Origin of the sequence: Leucobacter massiliensis (assembly GCF_002982315.1) — a bacterium.
In the GTDB taxonomy this organism is placed as follows: Bacteria; Actinomycetota; Actinomycetes; order Actinomycetales; family Microbacteriaceae; genus Leucobacter; species Leucobacter massiliensis.
Genome location: NZ_MWZD01000015.1, coordinates 84,908 through 101,098, shown reverse-complemented (window position 1 = coordinate 101,098; position 16,191 = coordinate 84,908). Strand labels below are relative to the sequence as shown.

At 72.5% G+C, this 16,191-nt stretch carries 12 protein-coding genes; 5 read left to right on the top strand and 7 right to left on the bottom strand.

What is annotated here, in order from left to right; translation table 11 throughout:
- Nucleotides 1–142 precede the first annotated feature (142 nt).
- The 4 genes from B4915_RS05815 to B4915_RS05800 all read right to left on the bottom strand — a co-directional run bounded on the left by B4915_RS05815 (nt 143) and on the right by B4915_RS05800 (nt 4,695).
- Nucleotides 143–772 (bottom strand): hypothetical protein, encoded by a 630-nt coding sequence (locus B4915_RS05815; RefSeq protein WP_105804893.1) that lies wholly within the window; start codon nt 770–772, stop codon nt 143–145.
- Between the two features lie 196 nt (nt 773–968).
- Complete coding sequence (locus B4915_RS05810; RefSeq protein ID WP_105804892.1) at nt 969–2,360, bottom strand: heparan-alpha-glucosaminide N-acetyltransferase domain-containing protein; 1,392 nt, start codon at nt 2,358–2,360, stop codon at nt 969–971.
- Between the two features lie 5 nt (nt 2,361–2,365).
- Nucleotides 2,366–3,178: a polyprenol monophosphomannose synthase gene (locus tag B4915_RS05805; RefSeq protein WP_105804891.1), complete on the bottom strand. Its 813-nt coding sequence runs from the start codon at nt 3,176–3,178 to the stop codon at nt 2,366–2,368.
- Nucleotides 3,175–4,695 carry a glycosyltransferase family 39 protein gene (locus B4915_RS05800; protein ID WP_105804890.1) on the bottom strand — a complete coding sequence of 507 codons (1,521 nt, stop codon included), beginning with the start codon at nt 4,693–4,695 and terminating at the stop codon, nt 3,175–3,177. Before B4915_RS05800 ends, B4915_RS05805 begins: the two co-directional genes overlap by 4 nt.
- A gap of 81 nt (nt 4,696–4,776) precedes the next feature.
- Here B4915_RS05800 and B4915_RS05795 point away from each other — a divergent pair, with 81 nt between their 5' ends.
- Both B4915_RS05795 and B4915_RS05790 read left to right on the top strand, forming a co-directional pair.
- Complete coding sequence (locus B4915_RS05795) at nt 4,777–5,529, top strand: DUF998 domain-containing protein (RefSeq protein ID WP_105804889.1); 753 nt, start codon at nt 4,777–4,779, stop codon at nt 5,527–5,529.
- A complete protein-coding gene (locus tag B4915_RS05790) occupies nt 5,526–6,752 on the top strand; it encodes a DUF418 domain-containing protein (protein WP_105804888.1) in 1,227 nt (408 codons plus the stop codon). Before B4915_RS05795 ends, B4915_RS05790 begins: the two co-directional genes overlap by 4 nt.
- On the opposite strand, the gene lysX is transcribed toward B4915_RS05790, so the two are convergent.
- The gene (lysX, locus tag B4915_RS05785; protein WP_105804887.1) at nt 6,694–10,053 is read right to left on the bottom strand and encodes a bifunctional lysylphosphatidylglycerol synthetase/lysine--tRNA ligase LysX; all 3,360 of its coding nucleotides are present in this window, start codon (nt 10,051–10,053) and stop codon (nt 6,694–6,696) included. The genes B4915_RS05790 and lysX overlap by 59 nt on opposite strands.
- A 190-nt stretch (nt 10,054–10,243) precedes the next feature.
- Here lysX and B4915_RS05780 point away from each other — a divergent pair, with 190 nt between their 5' ends.
- Together B4915_RS05780 and B4915_RS05775 are read left to right on the top strand one after the other, a co-directional pair.
- On the top strand, nt 10,244–11,407 hold the full coding sequence (locus tag B4915_RS05780) for an alpha/beta hydrolase (protein WP_105804886.1): 1,164 nt from the start codon (nt 10,244–10,246) through the stop codon (nt 11,405–11,407).
- A complete protein-coding gene (locus tag B4915_RS05775; protein ID WP_245907361.1) occupies nt 11,404–11,883 on the top strand; it encodes a GtrA family protein in 480 nt (159 codons plus the stop codon). The genes B4915_RS05780 and B4915_RS05775 overlap by 4 nt, the downstream gene beginning before the upstream one ends.
- Here the strand turns inward: B4915_RS05775 and B4915_RS05770 are convergent.
- The gene (locus B4915_RS05770; protein WP_105804885.1) at nt 11,828–13,303 is read right to left on the bottom strand and encodes a sensor histidine kinase; all 1,476 of its coding nucleotides are present in this window, start codon (nt 13,301–13,303) and stop codon (nt 11,828–11,830) included. The two genes, B4915_RS05775 and B4915_RS05770, sit on opposite strands and share 56 nt — an antisense overlap.
- A gap of 17 nt (nt 13,304–13,320) precedes the next feature.
- Nucleotides 13,321–14,085 carry a response regulator transcription factor gene (locus tag B4915_RS05765; RefSeq protein WP_105804929.1) on the bottom strand — a complete coding sequence of 255 codons (765 nt, stop codon included), beginning with the start codon at nt 14,083–14,085 and terminating at the stop codon, nt 13,321–13,323.
- Between the two features lie 219 nt (nt 14,086–14,304).
- Between B4915_RS05765 and B4915_RS05760 the strand changes: the two genes are divergently transcribed.
- The gene (locus B4915_RS05760; RefSeq protein WP_105804884.1) at nt 14,305–16,143 is read left to right on the top strand and encodes an ABC transporter ATP-binding protein; all 1,839 of its coding nucleotides are present in this window, start codon (nt 14,305–14,307) and stop codon (nt 16,141–16,143) included.
- The last annotated feature ends 48 nt before the right edge of the window (nt 16,144–16,191 follow it).

Sequence of the window (16,191 nt, the reverse complement as noted above, 5' to 3'; positions counted from 1 at the left end):
TTGGAGCCCGGGGTTACTGCGGCCCGGCACTCACCATTCTACCGCGGGCAGCCCGGCCGCGTCCGAGAGGGTTTCCTCCGGGCGCGCCGGGCGGTACGCTCCGCACCCGTTCCGGGAGCGGGACCGCCGGACCGGAGAAGCCTCACGCCAGGGTGCCGTCGCGCCACCGCCGGGCACCCGCGTGGAGCTCCTGCGCGAGCGTCTGATAGCGCAGCGCGCGGGTCGTGAGGTGCGCGGCGTGAGCGTCGTCGAGCTCGTCGCGCGCATCGGCGAGATCGGCGGAGCCCAGGGACATGATCCGGCAGTAGCTCGCGGCCCGGTCGAGCGCGTCCCCGAGATCCCCGGTGAACGCGCCGCGGAGGATCGTGTCGCACAGCTCCGCGATGCCGAGTGGCGTCACCGGCTCGGCGACCCCCGCGACCACCGGGTCGATCGTGACCGCCACGGCGACCCCGCGGCGGAACAGCTCGGCGGAGCCCTCGGCGTCGCCCGCGACCACCCTGCGCAGCAGGTAGAGCCGCCACAGCACCCCCGCCAGGGAGTGCGTGCTCTCCCCCGCCCACAGCTCCGCGATGTCGTCGATCCCGCTTCCCGAGGCCAGCCCGACCACCCGGTCGACCACTGCCGGGTCGGCTCCCTCGCGCACGCGATCGAGCAGCGCCCAGGAGGTCTCCTGCGCGAGGCGCTGCGCCGCGCCCGGCTCGTCCGATCCGATGATCCAGTCGAAGTCGTCGGTGGGCTGCAGCAGAGGACGTGGGTGCTCTCGGGTCACTCGGCTCCTTCGGGACGGGGGTGGAGGATGCCGCGCCGGCCGCGCGGACCCCGCGAGTCTACGCCTCGGCCCCGGCTTTCGCCCCCAGCCGGCGCCCACCTGCGGGGAGTACCATCGAGCTATCGCTCGCGAGCGTCCTCGCGGCACCCCGCTCGCGGTCTCCTGGCAGCGCAGCCCTCGCGTGCTCCCCGCACCGTTACCCCGCCCCGCTCGTCGCAGGGGCCGGACGATCCATCGCCCGGGCGGCGCGCGCGGTGACCCGCTCGAGCGGACCGCGCCCGAGCGTCAGCGCCCAGGCCGTGCACCCGAGCAGGAGCACTCCGACGCAGGCCAGCCAGAACGCGTTGCTCGTGGCACCCCCCTCGAAGCTCATGATGCCGGGAGCGAGGCCGATGGGCGAGATGAGCACGGCGAACGAGACGACGTGGGCCGAGTACGCGGTGAGCGGCATCGAACCGACCGCCGCCACCGGGATGAGCAGCCAGCGGAGCGGCCGAGCGAGCAGCAGGCAGGCCCCGACGAGCGCGAGGGCGAAGCCCCCCGAGCCAAGGATCTCGAACGTCCCTCCGGAGTGCGGCGACACGCCCCACGCGCCCGCCAGAGAGGCGCCGAGGTCGGAGGACCCCAGCCGTTCGAGGTAGCTGCCGCTCGCCTCGCCGAGACCGCCCGATCCGGCGCCCGAGCCACCGGAGCCGGGGAAGCAGGCGATCGGGCCCTCGGACTTCGAGACGCAGGTCTTGCCAGTGAGATCTCCGCCGCCGGGCTTCAAGCCGCCGGCGCCGAAGGAGGCGGATGAGCCGCCCGAGCTCCCCGCCATCGCCAGTCCGGACGCCCATCCGTTCCCGGCGCCGTTGAGCGCGGTGCCGACGCCGTAGCCGCCGACGGCCAGGAGCACGCCCAGGCCCGTCACGATCGCCGCGGTCCGCGTCTCGCGCAACGAGGATCGACCCACCGCCATGCCCGCGAGGATCAGAGGCAGCCACACGGTGAGCGGATACGAGCCCGAGATGAGGAATTCGACGCCGGCCCCGCTCCCCCCGAGCGCGAGCGCGCGGACGAGCGCGAGCAGCGTGGGGCCGGCGAGCGCGAGCGCGATCGCCGTGATCACGAGCGTCCTCCGGCGCACACCCAGGAAGGGGATCAGGATCAGGAACAGCAGCCCATAGACGGGCAGGATCACGGCGATACTGCTGCCCAGCAGTTCGAGCGCGAGCCCGACCGCGAGCACCGCGATCGCCCTCCCGGCCATGCGCAGGCGCGCGCTGCGCAGCACCTCGCCCGTCGGGCGCGAACGCATCCCGGTCGCGAAGGCGACGGAGATCCCGGCGACCACGGCGAAGAGGATCGAGGAGCGCCCCTCCACGAGGGCGGTCCAGCTGAGCGGATTCCCCGCCTCGAAGCTCGCGGAGACGCCGGCATGCACGCCGATCATGCCGAAGACGGCGAGCCCGCGCGCGACGTCGACTCCCATGAGCCGCGGGGCGCGGCCGAACTCCCGCCAGGCGTTGCGGAGCGAACGGCGGGGCTTCCGGGTTGCCGGGTCGCCGACGGTCGGGGCGGCGCCGGGAGCGGAGTCGAGGAGCTGCATCGGGGTTACGCCTTCGTGAGCGAGGGCGCGGATTCAGCGCGCCGCGATGCGGAATCGCCGCGCTGCCCCTCGGATGACGGCCGCTGCGCGAGCTCGCCGCGGCGCTGCGCGAGCGGCCGGAACGGGCGCCGTCGCCACTGGATGACGCGCGTGAACGCCTCGACGACGATCCCCGCCGACATCTTCGAGCGGCCGTGCGCACGCTCCGAGAAGACGATCGGCACCTCCGTGATGACCGCGCCGCTGCGGTGGGCACGGTGAAGTGTCTCGATCTGGAAGCTGTAGCCGTTGGACACCGTCGAGAGCGCGTCGATCGTGTCGAGGGTCGCCGCGCGGAACGCGCGGAAGCCGCTCGTCGCGTCGCTCACCCGCGTCCCGAGGAGCAGTCTCACATAGCGGCTCGCCATCCGGGAGAGGAGATGCCGGTGCCGCGCCCAGCCCGCGGTGCTCCCGCCCGGCGCCCACCTGCTGCCGATCGCGAGATCCGCGAAGCCGAGCGCCTCCACGAGCGCGGGAAGACGCCGTGCGGGGTGCGATCCGTCCGCGTCCATCTCGGCGACAATCTCGTAGCCATGCTCCAGGGCGTGCGCGAAGCCCGCCCGGTACGCGTCCCCGAGACCGCTCTTCCCCGCGCGGGAGAGCAGGGCGATCTGCGGATCCGCGAGACCCCGCGACGCCACGAGATCCCCCGTGCCGTCCGGAGAGCCGTCGTCGACGACGAGCACATCGGCCTCCGGCAGGTACATGCGGATCTCATCGAGGGTGTGGAGGATGTTCGCCGCCTCGTTGTAGGTGGGGACGATGACCAGCGTGCTCATGGGGTGCCTTTCGTGTAGAGGAGGATGACGTCGCGCGAGAGCCAGTGGGTGTCCACGAGACGGAAGCCGGCGCGGCGCAGCGTGCGCTCGTCGTCGCTCGTCCCCTCGTCGGAGCGAGCGATGACCCACACGCGCTCCCGGCCGTCGAGCGCGCCGGGGAGCTCGTGCAGCGGCTTCACCACGTCCCACAGACCGTCGGTCTGCTCGTAGGAGCGGACGAGCCCGAGATCGCTCGTGTCCCTGAAGCCCTCGGGGTACAGGCGCAGGGCCAGACGGGGCTTGCGCGACGGCCGCACCCCCTCGTCGAAGACGACGCCGTCACCGGGCTGGCTGCGCGCGCCCACGTAGGCGGACACCTGCGCCCAGTCGCTGCCGTACTTCGCGTTCTCCGTCCGCTGGGACACGGCGAACGGCACGGTGAGCAGCAGCGCCACGGCACCGACGACCGCGGCGAGCGGGCGCGGTCGGACGAGCGAGACGGCGGCGCCCATCAGGATCCCGGCCGCCGGGGCACTGAACGACAGGTAGCGGCCGGTGTAGAGCGGCCCGGCCACCGCGTCGGCGAGCAGCAGGAGCAGCATCGGCACCATCAGCCACGCGGCCGCGATCGAGATGAGCGCGCGGCGATCCGCGTCCGCCTCCCGCGAGGGCGCGCGCACGCGAGAGGTCACCGCCCAGGCGACAGCGCCGATGATGAGGATCCAGGCGAACACCGCGATGGGCAGCGCGCCGAACCACTGATGCACGAAGATCGCCATCGGATTCTTCGGATCCCGGCGGGCCAAGAACGCGATCTGCCCCTGCTGGCCCGAGGCCACGAGCGCGAAGGGGATGCACGCCAGGCCCGCGAGCACGGTGGCCCACGCCCACCGCCACCACACCGGGCGCGGCGCGCGCAGCACCAGCAGGGTCAGCAGGTGGACGGCCGCGATCAGCGCGGTGTAGAGGAAGAGGTGCACGCTCACGACGAGCACGACGCCGTACAGCACCCACCAGCGCAGGCGGAGCTCGCGAGACCGCACCAGGTGCACGAGCAGCACCGTGAGCCACGTCATGAGCGCCGCGGACAGGGCCGCGGAGCGGGTCTCGGCAGCCATGAAACCGAACCGGGGCAGCAGCACGCAGGCGATGCTCGCGATGAACGCGAGCCGCGCTTCGGAGAGCATCCGGCACAACGTGAACACTCCGGAGACGGCGACGCCGACGGCGAGCGCGCTGGGCAGGCGGACCGCGAAGGCGGAGGCCCCGAACGCGTCGATCCAGAGGTGCAGCAGCGCGTAGTACATGGTATGCACGGCGTCGATGTTCGCCGCCATCGCCCACAGCGAATCCCAGGGCCGCTGCGCGGACATCACGCTGGCCGCCTCGTCGCCCCACATGGAGGGCACGCCGATCCCGATGCCCGAGACGAGCGCGGCGCCGAGCCCCACCGCGACCGGGACGGCGGCCCCGTGGCGCAGGAGCGTCCGCCGGGCAAGCTTCCGGGCGGAGGACGGCGAATCAGTGGTCGAGGTCACGAGAGCGACGCTAGGCGCCCATCGTAAGCGCAAGGTAAACGGGCTTATCTGCGTCTTAAGCTGACTGGGTACCGTGAGCCCATGCGGAGAGACCCTCGGACGGCGGCGGGCCGTCTTCTGCTCATCATCGCGGCGATCACCTATTCGGGCGTTCCCTGGGAGCTGGCCGCCGGCACGCCGCTGGATCCCTCCAGCTCCTACCTCTCCGAGCTCGCGGCGGCAGACCAGCCGAGCGGGCCCCTGTTCCGCGCCCTCGACCTCACGAGCGGCGCGCTCATCCTCCTCGCGCTCCTCATCACGGGCGCGCTGAACCGCACCCGAGGGGTGCGCCGGGCGGCCGCACTGGCACTCGCGGCCTTCGCGCTGCTCACGATGCTCGACGCCCTCTTCCCCATGGCGTGCGCGAGCTCGGTGAGCGCCAGCTGCGCTCGGGCGGACGCCGCGAACCAGCTGGGCCTCGCCCACCAGATCCACACGCTGAGCAGCTCGGGGGCGGTGGCGGCAGCGGTGGGCGCGGTGATCCTGCTCGCCATCTGCGCGGCACGGGAGCCACTCCGGCGAAGCGGCGGTGCCAAGGCCGCGATCATCGCACTCGCGGGCGTCCTCGCCGTCGTCACCGCGATCGTGAGCGTGCTCGCGCTGCTGAGCGGCAGCGACGGGCGCCTCGTCGACGGCGGCGGGTTCTTCCAGCGCATCCAGGTGCTGCTCATGAGCGCCAGCCTCATCGCCTTCGCGCTCGCGGCGCTCCCCGCGCCGGCAGGCGGCCGGGACGCGGCACCCCGCGACGGGGCACCGCTCGACGCGGGCGCGGCGCGGACGGCGAGCGGCTCGTGAGCCGCCCGGAGGCGCGGGCGCCGCGCGCATCAGGGCGGCTGCTCGGCCTGGACCTCTTCCGTGCCGTCGCGGTATTCGGCATGCTCGTCGCCCACGTCGGCCCGGCCGCCTGGACCCCCGGCGAGGGCTTCGGCACCGTTCACGTCGAGTGGGAGATCTTCCACTCCCGCATGCCCGCAATGTTCGCCTTCGCCGCAGGACTCTCGCTGAATCTCGGCCGCGCGCACGCGAGCGGCGCCGCGCAGCCCGCCGTCGTCCCCACCCTGATCCGGGCCGCGCTGCTCGCGGCCTGCGGCTTCGCCCTCACCTGGCTGGGCACCCCCGTCGTCGTGATCCTCACCTCCTTCGCCGTGTGGTTCGTCCTCGTGCTGCCACTGCGCCGGCTCGGCGCACCGGCCCTGCTCATCGTCGCCGGTGCCTGGGCCGTGCTCGGGCCAGCCGCGTCCTTCCTGCTGCGGCGCTCCATCACACTGCCCGGCAACGCCCTGTGGGACGCCCTCGTGGCCGGTGACTACCCGGCGATGACGTGGATGCCGTTCGTGGTGGCGGGACTCGGGGTCGGCCGCCTCGAACTGTCGTCGAAGCGGATCCGCCTGCGGCTCGCCGCGGCGGGCGCCGCGCTGATCGGCATCGGATACCTGCTGTCGGGCCTGCTCCTCTCCGGGGGTCTCACCGCGCGCATCCTGGACACCCTTCCCGCCGGCGCCGACGGCGACGCCGCACAGCAGTTCGCCCGCCGCTTCTTCGCCGAGAGCGGCGTCACCGACACCGGGAGCTGGCTGTGGCTGCTCGTGCCCGCACCCCACTCCGGCAGCTGGGCCGATGTGCTCGGCTGCCTCGGCGTGTGCCTGCTGCTCCTCGCCGTGCTGCTGCCCATCGGCGAACTGTCGCGCTGGGCGGAGAACGGCCGGCCAGCGGGCCAGCGGGCCGTCGGCCTCCTGGTCACGCTCGCCGCCCCCCTCGGCACCATGGTGCTCTCGGTGTACGCGGCGCACATCGTCGCGATGGCTGTCATCACCGCCGCCACCGGGCACTCCTTCAGCGGAGCACAGAGCCCCCTGATGCTCCTCGGCTTCACCCTCGGCCTGATGCTGTTCTCGGTGCTCTGGCTGCGGCGCTTCCCCCGTGGCCCGCTCGAGTGGCTGCTCGGGCGGGCCACGGCCGTCATCGAACGAATGGGAAGGCGAGCGTCTGCCGGATCGACGCGCCCGTCCCGGCCATGACGATCCGGTCGACGCCGAGCCCCAGGCCCCCCGTCGGCGGCATGCCGAACTCGAGCGCCGAGAGGAAGTCCTCGTCGAGCTGCATCGCCTCGGGGTCGCCGCCGGCCGCCAGAACCGACTGACGCGTCAGCCGTCGGCGCTGCTCGATCGGGTCGGCCAGCTCCGAGTAGGCGGTGCCGAGCTCCATGCCGAAGGCCACGAGGTCCCAGCGTTCCGAGAGCCCCTCGATCCGCCGGTGGGGCCGCGCGAGCGGGGAGGTGTCCGAGGGGAAGTCGGTGTAGAAGGTCGGCAGGGTGGTCTGCCCCTCGACGAGCTCCTCGTAGAGTCGCTCGATGAGCACGCCGGCGGTGTCCTCAGCGCCGACGTGCACGCCGAAGGCCCGGCAGATCTCGCCCAGCGACTCGGCCCCCAGCTCCACGGAGATCGGCACGCCGATCCGCTCCGTAAGCGCGTCGCAGACCGACACCGCCCGCCACGGCGCCGACACGTCCAAGGACGTCCCGTCCGGGGCGACCATCAACGGCGACCCCGTGCGGACGCTCAGCATGTCCTTGACGAGGCGCTCGGCCAGCTCCCGCATATCGTCGTAGTCGGCGTACGCGCGGTACGCCTCCATCGCCGTGAACTCCGGATTGTGGGTGCTGTCCACACCCTCGTTGCGGAAGTTGCGGCCGATCTCGAACACCCGCGGCAGCCCGCCGACAATCAGCTTCTTCAGGGCGAGCTCCGGGGCGATCCGCAGCGACAGATCCTGATGGTAGGCGTTGATGTGCGTGCGGAACGGGCGCGCGTTCGCGCCGCCGTGGGTGCGCTGGAGGATGGGGGTCTCCACCTCCAGGTAGCCCTCGTGGATCAGACGATCCCGCAGGGCCTTGACCGCGAGCGAGCGTGTGCGCAGCAGCTCCGTGGCTTCGGCCGAAGTCGCGAGGTGGATGTGCCTGCGCCGGGTCCGGGCCTCCGGATCCCGCAGTCCCGTCCGCGGATCGGGCGGCGACTGCAGCGCCTTCGCCGCGTACATCCAGTTCACCGCGTAGAGGCTCGGCTCGCCGGAGCGGCTGCGGCCGAGCTCGCCCGTCACCGAGACGATGTCGCCCAGTGCCGCCCGGACCAGCTCGCGGTAACCGGCCGTCCGATCCGCGCTCGCGATCACCTGGAACCGCACGTGATCCTCGACGAGATCGATGAAGGCGATGCCTCCGTGCCTGCGCCGGGCGACGACGCGCCCCGCGACCGAGGCGCTGCCGGAGTCCACGCCGCGCACCTCGGAGATCGCGTGCGTGCGCGGCACGGACGGCGGATACGGCTCCACGCCGCGGTGCCGCAGCGCCAGCACGGAGGCCGCCCGCGGGGTGGCCGGCGCCGGCAGCTCCTCCGCCGCCTCGCCCTGCACGTGCTCGGACTCCAGCGCCTCCAGGAAGGCGCGGCTGCGCGGCCGGTCGGAGGCGCTGGACCCTCCGCAGTCCGAACCGGCGAAGCCCTCGGCGCGAGCGACGGCGAGCACCACCGCGCTGAGCGAGGTGCGCCGCGACCACAGCAGGAAGCGGGGCCGCCACTCCGGCGCGTACTTCTCATTGGAGCGACGCAGCGAATCCAGCTGCCAGCGCAGCGAGAGCAGCAGCAGCAGGCGGCGCTGCGCGCGCAGCAGCGGGCCGGCACCGACGCGCGCACCGCGGACCAGCACATCGCGCAGCACCGCGAAGTTCAGCGAGACGCGTCGGATCCCAAGCCGCTCCGCCTCGGACAGGAGCGCCGAGACCAGGAACTCGTTCACGCCGTTCACCGCGTCCGGGCTGCGCCGCATGACGTCGAGCGAGAGGCCGTCGCGATTCCACGGGACGAAGATCAGCAGTGCGGCGAGCTCGCCGCTGCTGTCGTGGGCGGTCACGCACAGCGAGTCTGCGTCGCAGGGGTCGCCGATGCGCGAGAGCGCCATCGAGAAACCGCGCTCGGCCCCCGCGCCGCGCCACCGCTCCGCCCGCTCGCGGAGCCGAACCAGCTCCTCCGCCGAGAGCTCCCGCTGACGCCGGATCTGCACGGTGTACCCGGCCCGCCTCGCCCTCCGGCGCGCGGCGAGCAACTGCGGGGAGCGAAGCACGGAGTGCCGGAGCGGATCGTCGATCATGAGGATCGCCTCGTCGCCGAGCCCCGCCCCGCGCATGCCGTGGCGGGCGAAGTGGTCGGCTCCCCGCTCCGTCGCCGCGAGCACCGCCGGGCGCCATCCGTGGCCCTCCACGACCCGCAGCCACTCGCTCGTCGCCGCGTGCCACCGGCCCTCCGGGCCGAGCGGGTCCCCGCTCGCGAGTGCCACGCCGTTCACGACGCGATACGAGACGGCTGCGCTTCGGTCGGGCGAGAACACGACCGACTTGTCACGCCGGGTCGCGAAGTAGCCGAGCGAGTCCTCCGTGCGGCTCGAGCGCAGGATCCGCCGCACGCCCAGCTCCTCGGCCTCGCTGATCAGCCGCATCTGCCGCGCGCTGCGCAGCAGCAGCCACAGCGCCACGAGCAGCGCGCAGGCCGACAGCGACGCGACCGTGAGCTCGACGCCCGTGGCCAGCTCGTTGGCGCGGTCGCCCAGCAGCCAGTCGCCCGGCGAAATGCCCGTCGCCGCGTGCAGGGAAGCCCACCACCGCTCCGACGTCGTCAGGTCCCGGACCGGGAACATCCCCGAGAGCACGTGGCCGACCATCACGGCGACGCCGGCTCCCCCCACGAACACCGCGAGCGCGCCCAGATACGAGGCGGGCTCACTCCGCGCGGAGTACTCGCCCCGCGCGGCCACGAGCAGCGCGATCACGCCGGCGGCGACGAGCCCGGCGATCAGGTCGACGATCCCGCCGCTCTCGAAGAACGCCGCTCCCCCGTCGTCGGAGCGGATCAGCTGCACCACGGGGAGCAGCACCGTCGGCACTTCGAAGGCGATCAGGAACAGCATCGCCCCGCGGAGCCTGCGCTTCGACGCGCTCCCGACGATGAACAGGAGCACCGCATTGAAGACGAACGGCTCCGGGCTGAGCCCGATCACGGCGAAATAGGAGGCGGCCCAGTACACGCCCTCGGGGAGCACCACGTCGGTGAACGCGATCAGCAGCATCGTCACCGACACCACCTGCAGCGCCCGCCCGAGCCACAGGGGCACGCCCGCAAGGGGGTGCGCCCGGCGCCTTTGCCCGCGCGGCCGCCCCGCGCCGGGGGCGCCGCCCCCCGCTGCGGGGGTGGCCCGCTCGGCGGGGACGGGCTCTGGTGCGATGGTGCTCGCGGGCCCGCCCGCGGCTCCGGCAACGACCGGCGATGCGTGCATCCCGAAGTCCTTTCCCTCATGGCGTGGCGTGTCTGCCCGCCGCTGGAAGGCAATGATCCACCGCTGAGGGAAGTGCCGGATATGACTTCACCCGGATCCCAGCTCCCGAGCTCCGCGGACCTCGTACGCTCGGATCGCCGGCTCGAAACAGAGCGCCCCGTCTGGCGGGTGCCGGCGGAAGGAGGAGCACATGGACCCGGACGCCCCCATCGAGGTGCCCCCGACGCTCCTGCAGGATCCCGGGACGGACCTGCTCTCGACGTACTGGCCCTCGGCCATCGCGGCGCTGATCGCGATCGCCGTGATCGTGCTCGCCGTGCGAGGAGCCCTCAGGAAGAGCCGCAGCCGGGGCCGGCGCGTGCTCAGCGCCGGAGGCTGGGGCACGCTCGGCGCGGGCGTGCTGGTCGTGTCGCTCGCCCTCGGGGTGAACACCTGGGTCGGGTACTTCCCCTCCGTCGTCACCTTCCAGCGCTGGGTCGACGACAAGCTGCGCGCGCCCGTGGCCGAGTTTCCGGAGAGCGCGGTGCAGGCGAGCGAGGACGGCGGACCGAAGGACGGGGAGCGCGTCACGACCGACAGCCGCGGCTACTCCTTCCTCACCGCCGTGCCTTCCTCCGCCGAGAAGGTCCCGAACACCGGCGCCTGGGTCTATCTCCCTCCCGGATACGACGCCCCCGGTAACACGCAGCGGTACCCCGTGCTCTACCTGCTGCACGGGGCGCCCGGCAGCGCCGCAGACTGGTTCGCCGGAGGACGCATCGACTACGTGCTGGACACCCTGATCGCGGCCGGGAAGCTCCCACCCGTCATCGCCGTCTCACCGGATCTCAACGCCGGCGCCGACCGCGTCGACCAGGAGCCGCTGAACCGGCCCGGAGGGGCGCAGCTCGAGACCTTCGTCACCCAGGACGTCGTGCAGTGGGCGGACAGCCGCTTCCGGACTCGCGCAGACGCCGAACACCGGCTGATCTCCGGCATGTCCGCCGGCGGCCTCGCCTCCCTGCTGTACGGGCTCCACCGGCCGGATGTGTTCGGCGGGGTCGTGTCGATCATGCCGTACACGAAGCCGTACACGCCGTCGGTCGTGCAGAATCCGGAGGCACTGCGGCAGAACTCGCCCCTCGAAGTGATCGCGGCCCGGAAGTCCGCGACTTCCCAGCGCATCTTCCTCGGGCAGGGGGACGGTGAGCCGAGCGAGGAGGCGACCCAGATCCGGGACGCGCTCCGGGCGCAGGGCCAGACCACCACGCTGCGCGTCCTCCCCGGCCTCGCCCACAACTGGACGGCTGCCCGCACGATCATGCCGTACGGCCTGGTGTGGGCCGCGGGGCAGCTCGGCTGGGAACAGCAGTGAGACGCACCGCACTGCTCCGGCAGCTCACGGCCTTCGGCGCCGTCGGGATGATCGGCCTGCTCGTCGACGTCGGCCTCTTCAACCTGCTCCGGGCGAGCATCCTCACCCCCGAGGCCTTCGCGGGGGCCGTGCTCCTCGCGAAGGCGCTCGCCTCCGTCGCCGCGATCGCCGTGAACTGGGTCGGCAACCGCTACTGGTCGTTCGCCGCCCAGCGCACGGAGCGCCCCGGGCGCGAGGCGCTCGGCTTCTTCGCAGTGAGCATCGCCGCGATGCTCATCCCCCTCGCCTGCCTCTTCGTGTCGCACGTCCTGCTGGGACTCCGCTCCGCCCTCGCAGACAACATCTCGGCGAACGTCGTCGGCCTGCTCCTCGGCGCCGCCGCCCGCTTCGTCCTCTACCGGCGCTGGATCTTCACCGGGGTCAGCCGGCCGGATCGGGAGACGGCCCCTCGGCCGGCGGGAGCCGCGGGATCGTAACCGCGAAGCGGGTCCCGCTCGAATCCGACTCCACGCTCACCGAGTAGCCCGAGGCGTCCGCCAGGGCCCGCACGATGGCGAGACCGAGGCCCACCGTCGACTTCCGGGTCACTCCCGCGTCACCGCCGGCCTGGGTGAAGCGGTCGAAGAGCGTCGGGATCGCCTCAGCCGGGATCCCGGGGCCCTCGTCCTCCACGGCCAGCACGATCTCCCCCTCGTCCTGGCGGAGCGAGACGCGCACGCTCGTGCCCCCGGGGGTGTGATGCCCGGCATTGCCGACGAGGTTCAGCAGGATCTGACGGATCGCGTCCTCGTCGCCCGTCGTCATCACCTCCTCATCGGGCAACGCCATCCTCCACCCGTGCTCGGGGAAGGCGAAGCGCGTGTCGGAGACCGTCTCCAGCACGAGCTGCGTGAGATCCACCGGCTCGTGCCGCATCCGCGGGTCCGCGTCGAGGCGGGCCAGGAGCAGCAGATCGTCGACGAGGGCGCTCATCCGCTTCGCCTCGGAGCCGACCCTGCCGAGGGCGTTCGCCATCTCGTCGGGGTCCGCGCCCGGCTGCGCGTAGAAGTCCGCATAGCCGCGGATCGACGCCAGCGGATTGCGCAGCTCGTGGCTCGCCTCCGCGATGAAGCGCCGCATTGACTCCTCCGCCCGGTGGCGCGCATTGAACGACGACTCCACGTGGTCGAGCAGGAGGTTCAACGCCAGAGCGACCCGGTCCGCCTCCGAGCCGCGCAGGCGCGGATCCCGCGGCGCCCGGCCCTGCGGTGCAACCGCACCGGAGGACATCGGCGTCGCCGCGACCTGCTGTGCGATCTGCGCGACGTGCTCCAGGGGATCCAGTTCGCGCGAGACGAGGCGATACCCGAACAGCGCGGCGAGCGCGGCCACGACGAGCCCCACCAGCGTCGTCCAGAGGACATAGATCGTGATGATGTCGTCGGTGTCCGTGAGCCCGACGCCCGTGACCACGGTGTACCGGGTCCCCTCCGGTCCCTCGACGGTGCTCGCGGTGACCAGATAGTTCCCGTGCACCCCGAGCGTCACCGTGCGCGTTCCGTCCAGCACGAAGGGCTGATCCCGAAGCTCCGCGATCTCGGCCCGGGACAGGCGCCGGAAGTCGTAGTCGCGGGTGAAGAACGCCGTCAGGCGCGGGGTGCGCCCCTCGAGCACGAAGAAGAAGCCGTCCGGCGGGATCACGATCGAGAGGTCGTCGAAGGGCGGCAGGCCGCCGTCCTCGTCGAGCGTCGTCTCGACCCGGCTGCGCACGCTCTCGTTCGAGAGGTACGCCGTCGACTCGACCTGCGTGACGAGGCTCTCCCGCAGGATCACGACCGAGGTCGCTCCGAGCAGCACCAGGGCGGAGAGAAGCAGGCCGGTGACGACGACAAGCAGGCGACCCCGGGTGCTGCGCATCCTCCGCGCGGCGCGCCTCACCGCGGCGCCGCTTCCGGGGCTGCCTCCGGGGGCGCTTCCGCGGTTTCCTCCGGGGGCGCCGCACGCAGGATGTAGCCCACCCGGCGGAGGGTGTGGATCATCGGCGGGCGCCCGCGATCGATCTTCTTGCGGAGATAGGAGATGTAGATCTCGACGATGTTCGACTCGCGCCCGAAGTCGTACTCCCACACCCGGTCCAGGATCTGCTCCTTGCTGAGCACGCGATCGGCATTGAGCATGAGAAAGCGGAGCAGCGAGAACTCGGTCGCGGTGAGCCGGATGTCGACGCCCCCTCGGCTCACCTCGTGACTGTCCTCGTTGAGTCTCAGATCGCCGACCTCGAGGATCGGCGTGGGAGCATCGGCCATCAGCATCGGGCTGCGCCGCAGCAGGCCGCGCAGGCGCACCACGACCTCCTCGACGCTGAACGGCTTCGTGACGTAGTCATCGCCTCCCGCCGCGATCCCGCTGATGCGATTCGCGACGGTCCCGTTCGCCGTGAGGAAGAGGACCATGCTCTCCGGGAGCTCCGGGCGGATGGCGCGCAGCACCTGCATCCCGTCGATATCGGGCAGGACGACGTCGAGGACGATCAGGTGGGGACGCACCCGGCGCGCGGTCTCGATCGCAGCGTGACCGGTCCCGGCAACCGACACCTCCCAGCCCTGCCGGCCGAGCACCGCTGAGAGCAGGTGCCGGAGGTTGGGCTCGTCATCGACGATGAGCACCCGGATCGAGGGCTCCGCGGAGGTTTGCTGCATGGTGTCCATTATCCGGATCGGGATATGTGCCGGGTAAGGGCCCGCTGCGCGCAAGCCGCCAGTGCGCGAGGCGGCGCGCGGGCAGCGCGCGCCGGCCCGGGGCCCACCGAGCGAGGCGGCGCCCGGGCAGCGCGCGTCGATCCGGGGCCTAACGCGCGAGCTGCGCCGGGGCAGCGCCCGCTTATCCGGGGCTTAACGCCCGCGGATAGCCTGCCTGCGATGACCACCACTACACCGCCCCCGCCCGCACCGGAGCACGGCGCCGTGCCGCCGCCCGTCACCCGCGACGAGCCGCGGCTGCCGAACCTCGGCACGCTGTGGTACTTCGTCCGGCCCTACCGTGGCCGCCTGGCGCTCGGCCTCCTGCTCGGACTCGGCACCACCGCGGCCGCGCTCGCGACCCCGCTCGTCGCCAAGCGCATCCTCGACGCCGTCGGCACCTCCGGCGAGGTCGCCTGGCCGATCGCCGTGCTGCTCGGGCTCGTCGTGCTCGGCGCAGGATTCGGCTTCGCACAGGCGGTGCTGCTGGGGAACCTCGCTGAGGACGTCGTCTACTCGGTGAGGAAGCTCCTGATCCGCAGGTTCCTGCGCGGGCGCATCCCCGATCTGCAGTCGCGGCCGAGCGGCGAGGTCGTCACCCGCGTCACCTCGGACACCGTCCTCCTCCGGGAGGCGACATCGTCAGCGCTGGTGAACATCGTCAACGAGCTCATCGCGCTCATCGGGGCGCTCGCGCTGATGGCGATGCTCGACCCCGTGCTCTTCGCCCTGACACTCGGCTGCGTCCTCGTGGTGGGTGCGCTCGTGGGCCGGCTCATGCCGCGGATCGGCGCGGCGCAGCAGCGCGCCCAGGAGTCCGTGGGCCGGCTCGGCACGATCCTCGAAAGCGTCTCTCGCGCGGTCCGGACAGTGAAGGCCGCGCGCGCCGAGCGCACCGAGGAACAACGGATCCTCGACGAGGCCGACGAGTCGCGCCGGCATGGCAAGCGGGCGAACCGCACCGAGGCCCTGGCCTGGACGATCGCGTCGACGGGAATCCAGCTCGGCATCCTCGTGATCCTGTCGATCGGCGCCTGGCGGATCGGCGCGGGCGCGCTCGAAATCTCGACGCTCGTCGCGTTCCTCCTCTACGCGTTCCAGCTCGTGGAGCCGGTGAGCTCGCTGACGATGTACGTGTCGGAGCTCCAGGCAGGCTCGGCGGCCGCCGCGCGGATCCGCGAAACCGAGGACATCGTAGCCGAGGACACCGACACCGGCCAGGACGCCGCCGCACGGCGGCCGGGCGCACCCACGCTGGAGCTCGATCGCGTGACCTTCACCTATCCGGGAACGGCACGCCCCGCCGTCGAGGAGCTGAGCCTGTCGCTCCCCGAGCGCGGCCGCCTCGCCGTCGTCGGCCCCTCGGGCGCCGGCAAGACGAGCCTGTTCTCGCTCATCCTGGGGTTCTCGCACCCCGACGCGGGGAGCATCCGCATGTGCGGAACGGACTACTCCAAGCTGTCGCTGCGCTCGATCCGGGAGCGGATCGCCTACGTGGAACAGGACACGCCGCTGCTGGCGGGCACCATCCGCTACAACCTCGCCTACCGTTTCCCGGAGGCGAGCGACGCGGAACTGTGGGCGGCCCTGGACGCGGTCAGGCTCCGCGGAATGGTCGAGGCGCTGCCCCGCGGACTGGACGAACCGGTCAGCTCGACCGGCATCTCCGGCGGGCAACGCCAGCGGATCGGCGTCGCACGGGCCATCGTCCGCCCGCCCGAGGTGCTGCTGCTCGACGAGGCGACCGCCCAGCTCGACGGGCTGACGGAAGCGGCGGTCCAGAGCGCCATCGCCGCGATCTCCGAGGACACCCTGGTCATCACCATCGCGCACCGGCTCTCCACCGTGATGGACGCGGACCGGATCCTCGTCATGGACCACGGCCAGCTCTGCGCGAGCGGCACGCACGCCGAGCTCCTGCGGTCGAACGGGCTGTACGCCCGCCTGGTCGAGGCCCTGCGGATCCGCCCCGAGGCTTCCCCGGGCGCCACCGAGTCGCCGCAGCCCCTCACGCGGTGAATCCGCGAGGCGCGGCGGCGGCGGTCGCCGCGGTGGCCGCGGTGACCG

Coding starts and splice junctions, on each gene's coding strand:
- lysX (WP_105804887.1), bottom strand. CDS start 10,053: ATGCACGCATCGCCGGTCGTTGCCGGAGCCGCGGGCGGGCCCGCGAGC.
- B4915_RS05810 (WP_105804892.1), bottom strand. CDS start 2,360: ATGCAGCTCCTCGACTCCGCTCCCGGCGCCGCCCCGACCGTCGGCGAC.
- B4915_RS05805 (WP_105804891.1), bottom strand. CDS start 3,178: ATGAGCACGCTGGTCATCGTCCCCACCTACAACGAGGCGGCGAACATC.
- B4915_RS05765 (WP_105804929.1), bottom strand. CDS start 14,085: ATGCAGCAAACCTCCGCGGAGCCCTCGATCCGGGTGCTCATCGTCGAT.
- B4915_RS05780 (WP_105804886.1), top strand. CDS start 10,244: ATGGACCCGGACGCCCCCATCGAGGTGCCCCCGACGCTCCTGCAGGAT.
- B4915_RS05795 (WP_105804889.1), top strand. CDS start 4,777: ATGCGGAGAGACCCTCGGACGGCGGCGGGCCGTCTTCTGCTCATCATC.
- B4915_RS05760 (WP_105804884.1), top strand. CDS start 14,305: ATGACCACCACTACACCGCCCCCGCCCGCACCGGAGCACGGCGCCGTG.
- B4915_RS05770 (WP_105804885.1), bottom strand. CDS start 13,303: ATGCGCAGCACCCGGGGTCGCCTGCTTGTCGTCGTCACCGGCCTGCTT.